Here is a 14,724-nt window from a genome sequence, read left to right as displayed (position 1 = left end):
GACCTTAACAATTTTCGTCCCACTGCAGCGAAGGGTTAGGCACTTTGCTCTGGAAGCGGCTTATTGCATAAATAGCAGATCTCAAAATTGCCAGGGTTAGGTTCTCCACAATGAGGGCAAATGATGTCGACATCTGAATTGTTTGCCTTTATCTGAGCCTGGTTCAGAATCTCCCACGCCTTCTGGAAGTCATCATCATTTAAAACGGAGATATTCGGGTAGAACTCAGGAATGGGGATACTTGTGATTCCTGATGCTGTCGTATACTCGTTGCGTAAGATGACTGGGATACCTTCATCTTCTAATAATGATTTGTAGTATCGTACGGTCGTTAAATTTAGATCTCGATAGATTTCTTTCATAATTTCTCCTAACGGCTGGAAGTTGACCGGCGCGGCCGCCGCTCCAACTTACTGGTTGCGATCCCTTCTCACCAAGTTATCAATTCTCAATGACCAGTCCCGCACCCTTACCCTTGTAGCATCGCATCGGCTAAATGATTTGGTAGGCGGTGCTATTTGCCTACCTCATACCGAAGCTCAACCATGCCGACCCCCATCTGACGAACTGAAATAAGGCGCAGGATTGGACTCAGAACTCGGCGCGGAAACAGTTGCTTCCCTCTGCCTAGGGTAACTGAACCAATTTGGATGATGAGTTCATCCAGAAGTCCTGCATCATGAAACTGCCCCGCCAAATCTCCGCCCCCCACAATCCAGATGTTCTTTGTCCCCGCGGCCACGCGCATCTCATGGTGAACCTGGCGCACATCGCCTTTCACGAACCTGATCTCTGAATCTTCTAGTACCGGGAGTACTCGACTGGTGAATACCCAGACAGGCTGAGAGTACGGCCAAACGGATCCGGCCTCGGCCGCAACCTTATCGGAATTGCGGAGGATCCACTCGTAAGTGGCTGACCCCATGGCCAGCGCGCCAACCTCATCAATGAAATTGGGGTAGCTGGAGTCATTCAGATCTGCAAGGGGAAACAGCCACTCCAAGGAGTCATCCTCAGTGGCGATAAATCCATCAAGACTCGATGCGGTGTAATACTGGGTTTTCATGACTCCGATTACCTCTCGTGACAAATTTCCGACCGCTCAACGATTGGGTGACCGGCGGAGGGCTCGAACTCCCATCACTCCCTTCAACTTTCATCTACCTAGCTCCGACCGCGTCCACCCGACTGGTTGGAATTATTCTCTTCAAATTATCACACTACTAACACCCGGCCCCGGTCCCATCGCCTTCCCCTAAATTGCCTGTTTCATCATTTACAGAAATGATACTTGGGTCCGTTCTCCTGATGACCGAAATGTGCAACACCTTAAAAGTTGATGGATTACCAACCCCGCCCTCCATTCGCTGAATCTCAATACCAGCGAACACAACAAAGCCGATAGTATTCAACACTTTTATTTCGTCATCTATTGATTTGGTTGCTCTGACTTTATCGATAGGTTGTAAATCCCCACAAATATCGATCCAATCTTGTAAATTTTGCAGGAATCCGCCTACTGTTTCCACTTCTTCGTCGGATAGATCATCACTGTAGTTCTGGTAGGAGCCGTGGCAATCTGAGGCCAGATTGAATAAGTCTTTTCCAGATGTGACGGCTGGCAGATGTGTAGGTATTTCGTTTTTAAACCGTCGTATCCTTACGGGTGCAATTTCTTCCTGGCCCTTTAGTTTAGACTCCACCCACTTTTCATGGCTTGCCTTGATATTTCGTAATAGTTCTGCTGAATACGTTTCAAACTGGTCGTCGACCATTTTATGGTGGACTCGGCAGAGCAGCAATAGGTTTGAAATGTCGTCAATCTCATCTGCTGGAAAAGTTGGCTCGTGACGTGGTCCGTTTGGTGCCCCAGAAATAATGTGGCATTCATCGCCCACAACAGACTCAGAATCTAACTCGGTCTCGTCAACGACCAATCTTTGTCGGCAAATCGCGCATAGGTTACCTGACCGTCCCCAAAGCACCTTTCTCGTCTTGTCAGTTATAGCCACTTCTTATTCCTTCCCGTACAACGGCGGAAGTTGATCCGTCGGGTTCGGTCCAACCCATTGGTTGGAATCAGTTGTTCCGTGCCTGCCGCATTTTTAAGTTACATAAGTTACCAGCGTCCCCTCTGCCCCTCTCCAACCTACTGCTCCTAATCAGCGAGTAAGTAAGGCGATGTTAGCAGAAATTTTCCTTTTCCAGTCGCGCAAGCAGAAGGATGTTTGCGGCGGAAAGGTGTAATGCATAGCTTGCCAAAGACTCTGTTACCGTTATGGTTGCCGCACCTTGTCCATGTCCACCAAGCTTATTGCGGACAGTCGGCACACCACTTTCTAGCAGTGTTCTGAGGCTACTAAACTGAGCCTGTAGATAAGCGGGTATCAGCTCCTTTTGGAATAAGATGTCTATCAGCTTCTTGGCGGTGTCATTCTGGTTATAGGCCCATTTTTGACTGTGGCAAATGGATTTCATCACGCTCTCCAGCGCTTTTAACGAGTCCACAAGGCATTCTTTGTAACGTTGATGCCGATAATGTTCATGAGCTTTTAAAAACTCCTCGTTTGCTCCCTTAAAGCGATCCTCCCTCCCCAGCAACTCTAAAGTCGGTTTTACAGCTTCTGAGTGGAGGTACTGAGAGTCCACGCGGATTATCTCATTTGACTCAAATTGATAACCAACTCCATGTTCTTTGAAGCGCAAATTTAACTCTTTAATCGCATCATCAGCCTCTATCTTTCTGATCGAATTCCACCTGTAATCGTCACTACGAACATGTGTATTGATTATTTTAAATGATAATTCAATTACATCTATAACCTTCTCATAATCCTTACATTTTAGAAAGTAATCATACACTGCTTGGAAGTCAGAATCTGGGTATTCATGTAACTTGAATACACCATATTCACGACACAATGATTCGTGGATAAATTTAAAAGCACTTTCTGGATAATCGTTTCCTGTCCTGTCTTTACCAAATGCATCCTTGACAATATGAACAATCTGAACTCGCAAAGGGTTTGGAATATCTTCATATTGGTACACATCCGGTACCTGTCCCCGAATTCTTTTTTGCCGTTTAGAAAATAAGTCCATCACTCCCATTTTTCATTCTCCTTATTTTGTGCCAACACCTGGCTGAGCAGCGGAGCGCCCAGCTATCATCGGCTTCCATCAACTCTCACCATCCGCGGAGTCTGCTCCTGCCTTCCCTCGTTGGCGATCGCCGTTCATCAACTCTCTTGGCTCATCTCGGCCTTCTACCTGCTTCCGTCGACTGAATCGGCCCTCACCAGCATTCATCGACATCCTCAAGCTCAATGCACTAATCAGCCGAGTTTCACAGCCACAGTTGTCAATTTATCAATACCGGTCCCCATCACGGTCGTTCAACGTCCCCAGGCGGGTCTGTTTCACCAGAATCGCCACCAAGGCCGCTGCGGTTTCTCTCCATCTTGCGAAAGCGACTTGAGAAGTTCCAGCAATTCAGTAACATCCTTTCGCCATGTCGAATAGTCCTGCTGATTCTCAGCCCACAACTCGTCGAGTTCGCTATCCTTTGCAAGCACACGCTCAACTTTTGCGATAGCCAACGGAACCAACGGCTTAATTTTCGTATTCGTGTGTTTGGTAACCCATAATGATACGTTATCAGGTAGGGAAGATCGCGGTCGCCCAACGACACCTGCGATGACTTCAGCCGCACAGAGCACGCGGACACAATCCGAGGCATCCAGGTAGTAATTATCGACTTCGGCCGGCGACAGCGAGGATTCCAGCAGGACCTCATCCTTTGTGCTTTCGAGATCATTGGCCCAGTCGAGCGCCTCGTCGTTCTCGAAGGTTTTCATGCCCCATGTTCCCATTTCGTTCTCCTTGCCAACGGCGCGGGGTGACCGGCGGAGCGTCTGGCTCATGCCAGCTTCTACCAGCTTTCACCGGCCGCGGAGTCCTGGTCTACCCGCTTGGTTGTGCCATTTTGTCCCAAGGTACCCATCCAGAGTTGCCGCTCTTAGGCAACATCTTCAATCGTCAGGACTACCGTTCAATCAACTTGCCCCACTTGTCCATTTCGCTCCCACAGGAAGAGCATGTTCCGCCTCCCCAAAGAGCCTGCCTCAGGTTTTTCGGTACCCGAAAAGATTTCATCGGGCAACCACAACTTGGACACCTGACGGGCGACAAATTGATTGCGCGTTTTTTCCACAGGATGCAAGTAATGACAACACAAACAGGGAGGCCAACAAACACCGCCAGGTACAGCCAGTAAATAACCTTGATCAATAGCATCTTTGTCTTCCTGTACGGTTTGTTGCTCCTACCCTTATAGAACTTCCTACGGTGAGGAAATGATTAAAAGCGAGAGGCCTCCTCAATGCTTCCATGTCGACCGACCTTCCAATGTTCGACCGCAGTTCCATGCCGGCGCTGATTTCATCCGCCTTGGGTTTGTCTTGCTTAGTCCTGATTGGCTTTTTGGGGTCCATTCTCATCGCGTACAACGCGAGGGTGACCGGCGGAGCGCTCCTACTCTTACCGACTCCCGAAGCATATACCCACCAAGCGGAGACCGTGTCTACCCGTTGGTTGGAAGTCGCGTCACATTAAAGGTCCGTACTCCCTTCGGGGCTGTATCGGTCATGGGTTCGAGACGTTCTCGATTTGGTATCCAAGGTTCTTTCCGGCTGTCACAACTTCTGTTGGAGTGCAGTTTCCAATATTTACCTTCCTGCTTCCATGATTAGTCACAATAAGTATGTAGTAGCCTTTACTGAAAATTGGTTTTATCAAATAAAATCCAAATACAAATAACGTTAAAGCTGATCCAATTATGGCACCAAATGCGCCACCTTTGGGATGGGACTCTGAAAGATAACCAAGCAGTGGCCACAACCCGATAAAGAACCCCATGATAATTAGTAATGATCCAGCTAGGAGTTGTGTTTTAGGTTTTTCGACAGTTTGGCCGTATGATAATTGCAGTGAGGATATCTCGTTCTTAGGAATTGAGATCATCACTTGACCATCATCAAGTTCTTCAATTTTTGTCTCAGTAAATCTAACACTTCCGCAAATAATCATTTTTCTTCTCTTCCAACGTTTGGGTGACCGGCGAAGCGCTCAACTATCTTCAGCTCTCTTCCGCTATTACCTACCGCGAGACCGCGTCCACCCATTTTGTTGGGCTCTTATCTTCCAAGTTACCACTACATCAATAGCTGGCCCCGTCGTCTTCCGTTCACTTCCTAAAAAAAGAGCTTCTTACTGAGAAGAGCCGCATAAACTATGAATATAGCAAACATGATAATAGCAATTAATGCCAGTAATTTGCCCACGAAGGCAACCGGTTTGGACATTGAGCCGCAATACAATATTTTCATATCAGGTGGCTGACCGCTGGAGGCTGCCTCCTTTAAGGCACCCTCTCGATCATCCTTTCCAGATGCTTGCAACTGGGTATTTTGACGTCGAGACCATCGAGCTAGTACAAAGAGTATTATTCCGAAAAATGTAAACGCTATGCAAAAGATACCCGCATACATTGTGCTTGTCATTTAAACTTCCTTATCATCGGCTTATGACTATAAGATCGACTCGCTGACTCTGCTGTAGGTTAAGGGCTAGCCTCATCTTCGGATCTTGTTCGTTTCATGTTGGCCGGACATTCACTGTGTCCATTTCATTTTTCGGCTGGAACCTGATCGGTCCTTGCCGTTAACCCACAGGATTTCGATCTTTTTTGCGTATTTTTTGCCTTTTTGTGGCTAGGTCACTTGACTTGGACTCATTCTTCATCCTATCCAACAATATGTTGATCAGTATCCGTATATAGGTGACTTGTCACCTATATCGGTTACTTGCATCGTATATTGGTGACTGCGTGGTCACTTATATAGGTAAGTCGGGTGAGACGTCAACTCACTCTGATTCTTGTATGATTCGTGACGTCAGGTCGGGATCGGACTTTATCTCGCCAAACTGTACCTGCCATACCTTGCGCTCCGGGGCCCAACGCCCTCCGGCGGCTTTTAATTTGTCACGCAGGTTCTTCTCGGTGAAGGCGACGGCTACCTGAACTATATCGGTATCGTGATGGCGAAACGTACGTTTCCGCGGCCTCCGTTCAACCACGATTTCAGCCGTCGTCACGTTTTCATCCGTCTGCTCATCGTAGCGGTACCGCACGCAAAGGAGCGCTGATCCAAACTTCGTCACCAACCTCTTTGTCCCTCTTTGCCCCGGTTTCAGATGCCCATACGCTTTCATATTTTTAAGCATTGGCTCTCCTTCGCGGTTGCGGACCCGCCTATCGCCCCTCGTCGGGGCGGCTAAGCGAGCGGGCTAAGGTTAGGTGAAAAGGACTATATAGAGATTAATCTTTGTTGTCAAAACGATTAATTAACCTGATTAGCGATGATCAAAGGGGGGTGAGCCGGCAAGAGCTTAGCGGAAGATGATGACTAATCAGCTTAATCGGGAGGGGGAATGAGGAGAGGTTCCAGCGCCCTGAGGAAGAGGTCACGGTCGGTATCGTCCTCGAAGAGCAGTTGGCCCGGGACGGCTTTGACGATGACGTGCTGGAGAAGTTCGACCTGGTCTAGGCGAGCGAGGGTAGGCATGCCGGAAGTCTACCAGCCCCCCTCGCAGGCAACTGAAAGCTGTACCCGTTTTGACCGTCCTGGACGGGGCCGAGCATGGACATGCCGACCTCTTGCCGACAACAAATTACGCTGCAATTCCGGGTAAATATCCGTTATCCCACCATGTGCTCCCGCTCCGACGGCACATCGGCGAGAGGTGATGATATTTCGGGTAATCCTGTGCGATTCCAACCGGTTAAGGCATTTCATTCCGGGTTCTGGAAAAAGTGTCTTTTTCCCCCTCTCCCTCATCCACCCGAACCCCAACCAGATGCGGACACACTTCGACGAGGAGGCATTGGCGAACCTTGCCCAATCCATCACCGCTCATGGGGTAATGGAGGAATTTCTAAGGGGTGAAAAATAGGAGAGCCGGATTGCGGGAGCGGCAGGTGGGGAGTAGCGGCAGGTGGGGAGTAGCGGCAGGTCGGGAGTAGCGGGGCCGGGGGAGTAGTGCGGCGGATGGGGGAGTAGCGGCGGAGAGGGGGACAGGCACCTGACGGAGCCAGCCTCCCCCCTGCCCTTCTCAGGCGGCGCCGAGGCTTGCGGCGAAGCAGTAGCCGACGCCATGGACGGTTTTCAACGGCGAGGGGAGATGGGCCTCCTCCTCGATCTTGCGTCTCAGTCTGCGGACCAGCGAATCGAGGGCGCGGCTCGCGTACTGGTCGTCCCGGTAGCCGAGCGCCGCGAGGATACGCTCCCTGGCCACCGGCTCGCCCGGGGCATCGGCCAGGCAGGCGATGAACTTCATCTCCTTCCCGGTCAGGCCGATCGCGGAACCTCCCGGTGCCACCAGTTGCCAATGTTCCCGCACGAGACGCCACGGCTGCTTTTCGTCGGGCTCCGCCTGCAGGCCGTGCCCCAGCCGGATGGAAAGGTTGTTGATCGCCCCGGAAAGCTCCCGGCAGTCGACCGGCTTCAGCATGTAGAGATCGGCCCCGCTGTTGTAGCCGCGGACCCGGTCCTCGGTGCCGGTACGGGCGGTAAGGATGATGACCCCCATCGCGCTGCTCTTCCGTATATGCTCCACCAGCTCCAGGCCGCAGCGGTCCGGGAGCCCCAGGTCCACCACCGCAATGGTGTACGCGTTTTCCGCCAGCTCGCGGTAGAATTCCAGCGCGCTCCCCACCCCGGTCACCTCGTGGCCCAGCATTTCCAGGCACTCCACCAGGCTGTCCCGCAGGTCCCCGTTGTCCTCCACGACGATCACCCGTCCCTTGTACTTCCTCACCCAAAAACCTCCACGCTTTCTACCGGCAGCCGCACGGTGGCCACCGTTCCACCTTCGGGGGGACTGTCGAGCGACACGCTCCCCCCGTACTGTTCGACGATCCTGAGCACCAGGCTGAGCCCCACACCGGCGCCGGTGACGTCTGCGCTGCCTGCTCCCCGGTAATGGCGCTCGAAGACCCGTTCCAACTCCTCGGCGGCGATCCCCCGTCCCCGGTCGGTCACCCGCAAGGTGGCCTCCCCTCCCTGGCACCGGAGCGAGATCCGCACCGGTTCCCGGTCGGGAGAATACTTCAGGGCGTTGTCCACCAGGTTGAGGATGGCGGTCTTGATCAACAGGGGATCGCCGGTCAGCCGCCCGCCCCCCTCGACCTTCTCCAGGACGATCCTCCCCTCCCCCCAAAGCTCCCCCATCTCGGTCACCAGGGCCGGGACGAACGACTCCACCGGTATGCTCTCGTGGCCGGGGTCGCGCCCTACGGTACCGCTCTGCCCGCGCCCCAGCGAGACCTCCAGCACCTCGATGAGCCTGGCGACGGCGCGCTTCATCTTGACGAGGTTGCGGGAAAAGGGGGAACCGGTATCCGCCGACAGCATCTCCATGATGTCCAGGTTGGCCCGGATGATGGCAAGCGGGGTCCGGTACTCGTGGGAGATCATGTCGACGAAGCGGGACTGGCACTGGGAGGCCTCCCGCTCCATCTCCAGGGCGATCTCCAGCTCCCTCCCCTTCCTGACCAGCTCCACGGTCATATCCTTGGCGAGTTCAGCGGCACGCTGCTCGGCCTGGCGGCTGGCGGTAAGCGCCTTCTCCTCCGCCGCCCTCACCCGCTCCACCAGGGCCAGGGTCATCAGCACCATGCTCACCACGGCGCCCACTTCCAGCGAATAGATGGTGAACCAGTTGACCGGCACCAGGCCGACCAGGCGGAGCAGTACGGTCACCGCGCCGATGCTGGAGGCGAGGAAGGCGGTGAGGAAAAGCGCTCCCTCCACCACCCTCTTGCGGCAAAGGCCGACGGCCAGCCAGTTGAGGTAGCCGATGAAGAAGAGGCCGTTGCCGATCACCACCGGAGCGAGCCGGTTGTACCACTCGAGGGGAACCGCCGGGATGGTAGCGAGCCCCAGCACCACCGTAAAACGGAAGTAGGCATGGGTGAGGGGGCGATTCACCCTGGTATCGAAGAGGCGGCCGGCGAAGAGGGCAAAGAAACTGAAGGCGAGCCCCAGCCCGTAGCCGGTGAGATAGTCGGCGACCAGGTGGGCGCCGCCCGGCCACAGCAAGGGGAGCAGCCCCTCGACGCCGAGATAGCTGCTGGAGACCGCCAGCAAAAAGCAGGCGTAATAGCCGTAGAGCGGCTTGCGCAGCCTCAAGCCGTAGATGGCGTTGATGAGCGACATCACCACCGAGATCCCGAAGAAGGCGCCGTTGAAGAGGGCGTTGCGGTCCGACCAGGTGAGAAACCTTTGCGGGGAGCAGACCCATCCCTTCAGGTTGTGACTGCTGGTGGTCCGGATCCGGAGGTAGACCATCCGCGGCGTGCCGCCGGCAAGCCTGAGCGGCACCACGAAGCCGGAGTGTACCACCTGGCGCCCCGCCGCGGGGTGGTGGTCCCCCAGCAGCTCTTCGCGGTAGGAAGAGGGAAGCGCGGGGTCGGCCCCTTCCTGCACGTAGACGGTGAGGTGGTCGAGGAAGGCGGGGCCGAGATAGAGCATCCAGTCGCTTTGCCCGGAGCTCCCCGGGGAGATGGCGAAGCGGACCCAGCTGGTCTCGTCGGTGTATCCCCGGTTGAGGAACCCGGGCTCGGGGCGGAAGCGCCGGGTGGTGGCGTCGCTTAGCACATCGGCCAGGGTGAGCCGCCCCGCCGGGTCGGTGACCGCCTCGAGATGCCCGGCGAGGGAAACGGTATCGGAAGGGGAAGCCGTCAGCGGGAAACGGGGGGGCGAAAAGCCATGGGCATTCAGAGGTGCGAGAAGAGCGAGGCAAAGACAGAAAAGGCACAGGAGAGACAGCCGGAAGTAGCAGCGGGAACCGTTTCTGAATCTCGCGAAGGAATTCGGCTGGTGACCTGACAGAGACATGCATTGGCCTTAGTGGTGAAGTTCGGCGGAACATAGCACAGGATGCATCGACTGACAACCGCCGACAGCCAATGAGTGTGCGGTCCGGGCTTTTGTCCTCCCGCGGAAGGAGCGGCAAAAGCAGCTCCGTTCCCTGATCGATACCGGGATCGCCACTGTCATAGGACAACGTGAGAGTGATTATCGGCAAGGAAGGCGGTCAGCTCGCGTGCGGAGAATGGAGACGTGCGGCTTGACATTTGCCAATTTAAAAACAAAATAATTAGCATACTCTCAACAAGCTATGACAACCCCTGATTTTACCGGGCTGCGGAAACCGCCAGCCGCGGGAATCTATCTGTGCGTTCATGCCACGGATTTCCCGCCGGAATCCGCTCCGGCACAGCCTGCCCCCCCCTGCGGGACAAGGACACGAGGGCCATTATGGACGTTTCGAAGGTTTGCGGTGTCTGCCCCCCATCTCTCTTCTCGACCAGGAGCCGCAGTTCGGGACCGGTAATGGAATGGGACCGCTGGCTCCTGAAGGCGCTGCTACGGGGAATGGGTCAGCCGGCCATCAGGGCCGCCTTGTGGGACGACGGGGAGATCGTCACCGGTTCCGGCCCCCGCCTGGTCGTCAACAACCGCTGGACGCTGTTCAGGCTCATGCTCAACCCCACCCTCTACTTCGGGGATGACTACGCGGCAGGAAACATAGAGGTCGAGGGTGGCCTGGTCCCCTTCCTGGAGGCGGTCAACCGCGCGGCATCCCGCCCCGGCGACGTGCGCCGCCGTTCCACCGGCCGCCGCCAGCGCGGGACCATCAACTCGCTCTCCCAGTCCCGCGACAACATCCACCACCACTACGACCTGGGGAACGAATTCTACCGGCTCTGGCTGGACGACGAGATGCTCTACACCTGCGCCTATTTCCCGCGCCCCGGGCTTTCCCTGGAGGCGGCCCAGCGCGCCAAGATGGAGCTCATCTGCCGCAAGGTGGGCCTTCGCGGCGGGGAACGGGTGATCGAGGCGGGATGCGGCTGGGGAGGGCTCGCCCGCTACCTCGCCAAGCACTACGGCGCCCGGGTGAGGGCCTTCAATATCTCCAGGGAGCAGGTCGCCTATGCCCGGAAGCAGGCGGAAAAGGAGGGGATCGAGGGGATCGAGGGGGTCGAATACATCGAGGACGATTACCGCAACATCACCGGGGAATGCGACGTATTCCTCTCGGTCGGCATGCTCGAGCACGTCGGCCCCACCAACTACCGCAGCCTCGGCCAGGTGATCGACCGCACCCTCACCGGCCGCGGCTTCGGCCTCATCCACTCCATCGGCCAGGACGTGCCGGAGCCGATGACCGACTGGATCGACAAGAGGATCTTTCCCGGGAGCTATCCCCCGACCATACGGGAGATGATGGACATCTTCGAGCCGTCGGGATTCTCGGTGATCGACGTCGAGAACCTCCGGCTGCACTACGCCCGCACCCTCGAGCACTGGCTGGAGCGCTTCGAGCGGCACGAAGAGCAGGTCGCCGCGCTCTTCGACGAGAGTTTCGTCCGTGCCTGGCGGCTCTACCTCTCGGGCTCCATCGCCGGGTTCACCACCGGATCCTTGCAGCTCTTCCAGCTCCTTTTCACCCGGCGCGGCAACAACCGGGTCCCCTGGACCCGCGATCATCTCGCCAATTGCGGTGGTAACGATGCAGCGCTGTGAGGTCCTCGTCATCGGAGGGGGGCCGGCCGGCTCCAGCTGCGCCCGCTTCCTCGCCAGCGAGGGGGTGCCGGTGCTGGTCATGGACCGGGAGCGTTTCCCCCGCGACAAGCCGTGTGCGGGATGGATCACGCCCGAGGTGCTGGCCCTGCTGGGGATCGATCCCGCCGTCTACGGCAGCGAACGGCTCCTGCAGCCGATCCGCGAGTTTCGGACCGGCCTCATGTACCGCGACGAGGTGGTGACCGATTTTGCCCACACGGTCAGTTACGGCATCCTGCGCAGCGAGTTCGATCACTACCTGCTGCAGGCCGCCGGCTGCCCCACCCTGCTCGGGGAAGCGGCGGCCAAGATCGTCAGGACGGCGAACGGCTGGCTCATCAACGACCGCATCGAGGCGGCCGTCATCGTCGGGGCGGGAGGTCATCACTGTCCGGTGGCGGCCTTCATGGGAGCGGCACCGGGCCGGGAATCGGCCATCCTCGCCATGGTAGCGGAGTTCCGGCTCCCCGAAAGGGAGCTCTCGGTATCGTTTCTTCCCCCCGGCTGCGTGGAGCTCCATTTCACCCCCGACCTGTCCGGCTACGGATGGCTCTTCCGCAAGGGGTGCTACCTCAACGTGGGGTTCGGGATCTATCCCGGCAGCGGCGTGCGGGTCCAGACCCAGGACTTCTGCGCGCACCTGCAGCTGCGGGGGGACATCCCGCTCGACCTGACTCCCCATCTCAAGGGGCATGCCTATCTCCCCTACCGCAGGACGGGAGGACGCGACGTGGTGGCCGACGGTGCCCTCCTGGTCGGAGACGCCGCCGGGGTCTCCTCGCCCCAAAGCGGAGAGGGGATCCTGCCGGCGGTGGAGAGCGGGAGGATGGCAGCCCGCACCATCCTGGAGGCGGCCGGCGACTACCGCCGGGAGCGGCTGGAGCCGTACCGGGACTCGCTCAAAAAGCGCTTCGGGGCCCACCGCGCGGACGCCCCTTCGGCACCGGCCACCCTCAGGAAACTGGCGGCGGCCGCCATCCTGTCCAACGGCTGGCTGACCCGCCACCTGGTCCTGGACCATTGGTTCCTGCACGCAGACGAGACCTAACCCGGGGGTGCGATGAAAAACCTGGCCCGCTTCGCCGCCGCTGCCGCCTTGACCCTGGCCCTTCCCCTGCCGCTGCACGCCGGCGGCACCTACTATCCCTATCAAAGCTACGACGATTACTATAAGAAACATGCGGTGGATGCGCCGCCGCCCCAGCCCGCACCGCCTCCGCCGGCTCCCCTTCCGGAAACGCAAGCCAAGCACCCGGAACAGCCGATCACCCTCCGTGAGCCCCCCGAGTTCCTTTTCCCTCCCGGCCTCGGGTTCGGGGTGGCGGTGGCGGTCCCTTACGAGCTCTTCTACCTCCCGAAGGAATACTACCTGCTGACCGGCGGGACCTGGTACCGCGCCCGCTCCTGGCAAGGGCCCTGGCTCGCCACCCCGGCCAGCCGCCTCCCCCCCGAGATCCGCAGGCAAAGCCTCTCCAAAATTCACGAGCTGAGAAACAGGGAATTCAAAAAGTACTTTAAGGATAAGGAGCACTACCAGGGGAAACGGTACCGCCCCGGCGAGGAAACCAGGGTTCCCACGAGGCACGAGAAGGAAAAGGAGAAGAAGCGATGAGGTGGCCTAACTGGCCACGATGCTGCCGCCTCAGGTGAAGCCGGAGCCGACCGTACAGGCGTAGCAGTGGTCGCCTACCGGGATCGGGGTCCCCGGCAGCGGCAGCTCGGCGAGCTCGGAGATGGAACCCGCCGCCCCGCCGTGGGGAAGCCCGGCCGCCAGGTTGAAATCGCAGTCGTAGAGCCGCCCCCGCCAGTCGACGCAGATCTGGCTGCGGCACATCAGTCCTCCCACCGTGCAGGGGTTGAATCCCTCGCTAAGACGGGAAAGGTAGCCGTCGAGGTTGCCGGAGCGCTCGAGAAAGCCGCGGAAGCGCCCCAGGGGGACGTTGGCGAAGGTGTAGAGCGAGTTGAACGAGACCCCGGCCTTGCGGGCGAGATCGGCGCGGAACTTCTTCTCCGCCCCCCCCTGCGGGGCCGGCAGGAAGGCCCCCGCCGGGTTGGAAACCAGGTCGAGCTCCAGCCCGCTCCCCTCCACCCCGTACCCCAGGGCATTGAGCCTTTTCAGTGCCGCCAGGCTTCTCTCCCACACCCCGGCTCCGCGTTGCGCATCGGTCTGCGAGGCGTTGGAGGCGGGAAGGGAGGCAACCAGCACCACCTTCATCTCCCGGTAAAGCTCGACGAGCTCAGGCGCCCGCTCCAGGTCGAGGAGGTTACTCCGGACGATGAGGAGCGGGGTCAGGGGGGCCAGGGAGGAGACTAGGTAGTCGAGGCCGGGGACCAGCTCCGGCGAGCCTCCGGTGATGTCGATACCGGCGAAGGAAAACCGCCGGGCGCAGGCCACCACCTCCTCCATGGTCTCCCGCTTCATCACCTCGCGGCGGTCCGGCCCGGCCTCCAGGTGGCAGTGGCCGCACGACAGCCCGCAGGCGAGGCCGGCGTTGACCTGCAGCGTGCGGGTCGGCTCGCGGGTGAGCTGGAGGCCGTTACGCTTCAGGGCCTCCTGGAACGGTTCCACCGCGGATCGTTTTTCGGCGTCGGTCATCCGTTTCGCCCCCTACAGCGACAGCTTTTCGGCGATCTTGCGCATCTGGACGCCGTGTACCAGCGAGGCGCCCCCCCGGATGGCATTCACCACGTGGACCGCCTCGGTCATCTCGCCCAGGTTCGATCCCTTCTCGAGGCAGGCCCGCGTGTAGGCGTCGATGCAGTACGGACACTGCACCGCGTGGGCCACCGCCAGCGCGATGAGCGCCTTTTCCCGCTCGGTCAGCTCCCCTTCCGCGAACACCGCTCCGTAGTAGTCGAAGAACTTGGCCGCCAGTTCCGGGGCGTCCTTGCCGATTTCGGAGAATTTTCCGAGGTCCTTGGGATCGTAATAGGTTTCCATGTGGGCTCCTTTGAAGAAGACATGCCGCCCGGAAAGGGACGGATGGATCTATGGCCGGGCCGGGATCCGGCGCAATGGTAGTTGGCTAAG

At 57.8% G+C, this 14,724-nt stretch carries 16 protein-coding genes; 4 read left to right on the top strand and 12 right to left on the bottom strand.

The genetic code is table 11. The features are described from left to right. Window positions 1-35 precede the first annotated feature (35 nt). From L4X63_RS11025 to L4X63_RS10990, 8 genes are all read right to left on the bottom strand, one after another. Window positions 36-362 (bottom strand): putative signal transducing protein, encoded by a 327-nt coding sequence (locus L4X63_RS11025; protein ID WP_250678679.1) that lies wholly within the window; start codon window positions 360-362, stop codon window positions 36-38. Between the two features lie 152 nt (window positions 363-514). After that, window positions 515-1,066, bottom strand: coding sequence for a dihydrofolate reductase family protein (locus L4X63_RS11020; protein WP_250678678.1), 552 nt, complete (start codon window positions 1,064-1,066; stop codon window positions 515-517). A gap of 157 nt (window positions 1,067-1,223) precedes the next feature. Further along, window positions 1,224-1,985, bottom strand: a complete 762-nt coding sequence (locus L4X63_RS11015; protein WP_350339187.1) for an HNH endonuclease — start codon at window positions 1,983-1,985, stop codon at window positions 1,224-1,226. Window positions 1,986-2,184: 199 nt separating this feature from the next. Beyond that, window positions 2,185-3,111, bottom strand: a complete 927-nt coding sequence (locus L4X63_RS11010) for an abortive infection family protein (protein ID WP_250678676.1) — start codon at window positions 3,109-3,111, stop codon at window positions 2,185-2,187. A gap of 308 nt (window positions 3,112-3,419) precedes the next feature. Beyond that, the gene (locus tag L4X63_RS11005) at window positions 3,420-3,923 is read right to left on the bottom strand and encodes a DUF4259 domain-containing protein (protein WP_250678675.1); all 504 of its coding nucleotides are present in this window, start codon (window positions 3,921-3,923) and stop codon (window positions 3,420-3,422) included. Window positions 3,924-4,644: 721 nt separating this feature from the next. Next, a complete protein-coding gene (locus L4X63_RS11000; RefSeq protein ID WP_250678674.1) occupies window positions 4,645-5,088 on the bottom strand; it encodes a VIT1/CCC1 transporter family protein in 444 nt (147 codons plus the stop codon). A gap of 837 nt (window positions 5,089-5,925) precedes the next feature. Then, window positions 5,926-6,285 carry a hypothetical protein gene (locus L4X63_RS10995; protein ID WP_250678673.1) on the bottom strand — a complete coding sequence of 120 codons (360 nt, stop codon included), beginning with the start codon at window positions 6,283-6,285 and terminating at the stop codon, window positions 5,926-5,928. A gap of 191 nt (window positions 6,286-6,476) precedes the next feature. Continuing rightward, window positions 6,477-6,626 carry a hypothetical protein gene (locus L4X63_RS10990; protein ID WP_250678672.1) on the bottom strand — a complete coding sequence of 50 codons (150 nt, stop codon included), beginning with the start codon at window positions 6,624-6,626 and terminating at the stop codon, window positions 6,477-6,479. Window positions 6,627-6,807: 181 nt separating this feature from the next. Between L4X63_RS10990 and L4X63_RS23880 the strand changes: the two genes are divergently transcribed. Next, on the top strand, window positions 6,808-7,014 hold the full coding sequence (locus L4X63_RS23880) for a ParB N-terminal domain-containing protein (protein WP_350339185.1): 207 nt from the start codon (window positions 6,808-6,810) through the stop codon (window positions 7,012-7,014). A 159-nt stretch (window positions 7,015-7,173) separates the two neighbouring features. On the opposite strand, the gene L4X63_RS23875 is transcribed toward L4X63_RS23880, so the two are convergent. Further along, window positions 7,174-7,878 (bottom strand): response regulator transcription factor, encoded by a 705-nt coding sequence (locus L4X63_RS23875; protein WP_250678671.1) that lies wholly within the window; start codon window positions 7,876-7,878, stop codon window positions 7,174-7,176. After that, window positions 7,875-9,959: a sensor histidine kinase gene (locus L4X63_RS10980; protein WP_250678670.1), complete on the bottom strand. Its 2,085-nt coding sequence runs from the start codon at window positions 9,957-9,959 to the stop codon at window positions 7,875-7,877. The genes L4X63_RS23875 and L4X63_RS10980 overlap by 4 nt, the downstream gene beginning before the upstream one ends. Before the next feature lie 423 nt (window positions 9,960-10,382). Between L4X63_RS10980 and L4X63_RS10975 the strand changes: the two genes are divergently transcribed. Genes L4X63_RS10975 through L4X63_RS10965 form a run of 3 tightly spaced genes read left to right on the top strand, consistent with a single transcriptional unit; the run spans window position 10,383 to window position 13,305 of the window. Continuing rightward, complete coding sequence (locus tag L4X63_RS10975; protein ID WP_250678669.1) at window positions 10,383-11,654, top strand: SAM-dependent methyltransferase; 1,272 nt, start codon at window positions 10,383-10,385, stop codon at window positions 11,652-11,654. Continuing rightward, the gene (locus tag L4X63_RS10970; RefSeq protein ID WP_250678668.1) at window positions 11,641-12,741 is read left to right on the top strand and encodes an NAD(P)/FAD-dependent oxidoreductase; all 1,101 of its coding nucleotides are present in this window, start codon (window positions 11,641-11,643) and stop codon (window positions 12,739-12,741) included. Before L4X63_RS10975 ends, L4X63_RS10970 begins: the two co-directional genes overlap by 14 nt. Before the next feature lie 12 nt (window positions 12,742-12,753). Continuing rightward, the gene (locus L4X63_RS10965; protein WP_250678667.1) at window positions 12,754-13,305 is read left to right on the top strand and encodes a hypothetical protein; all 552 of its coding nucleotides are present in this window, start codon (window positions 12,754-12,756) and stop codon (window positions 13,303-13,305) included. A 30-nt stretch (window positions 13,306-13,335) separates the two neighbouring features. Here the strand turns inward: L4X63_RS10965 and arsS are convergent, their stop codons facing one another. Further along, the gene (gene arsS / locus L4X63_RS10960) at window positions 13,336-14,289 is read right to left on the bottom strand and encodes an arsenosugar biosynthesis radical SAM (seleno)protein ArsS (RefSeq protein ID WP_250678666.1); all 954 of its coding nucleotides are present in this window, start codon (window positions 14,287-14,289) and stop codon (window positions 13,336-13,338) included. 12 nt (window positions 14,290-14,301) lie between these two features. Continuing rightward, on the bottom strand, window positions 14,302-14,634 hold the full coding sequence (locus tag L4X63_RS10955) for an arsenosugar biosynthesis-associated peroxidase-like protein (protein WP_250678665.1): 333 nt from the start codon (window positions 14,632-14,634) through the stop codon (window positions 14,302-14,304). Window positions 14,635-14,724 lie beyond the last annotated feature (90 nt).

Source organism: Geomonas sp. Red32 (assembly GCF_023652955.1).
GTDB lineage: Bacteria > Desulfobacterota > Desulfuromonadia > Geobacterales > Geobacteraceae > Geomonas.
Note: the sequence above shows the minus strand (reverse complement) of the source record. Positions and strands in the feature narration are given on the sequence as shown.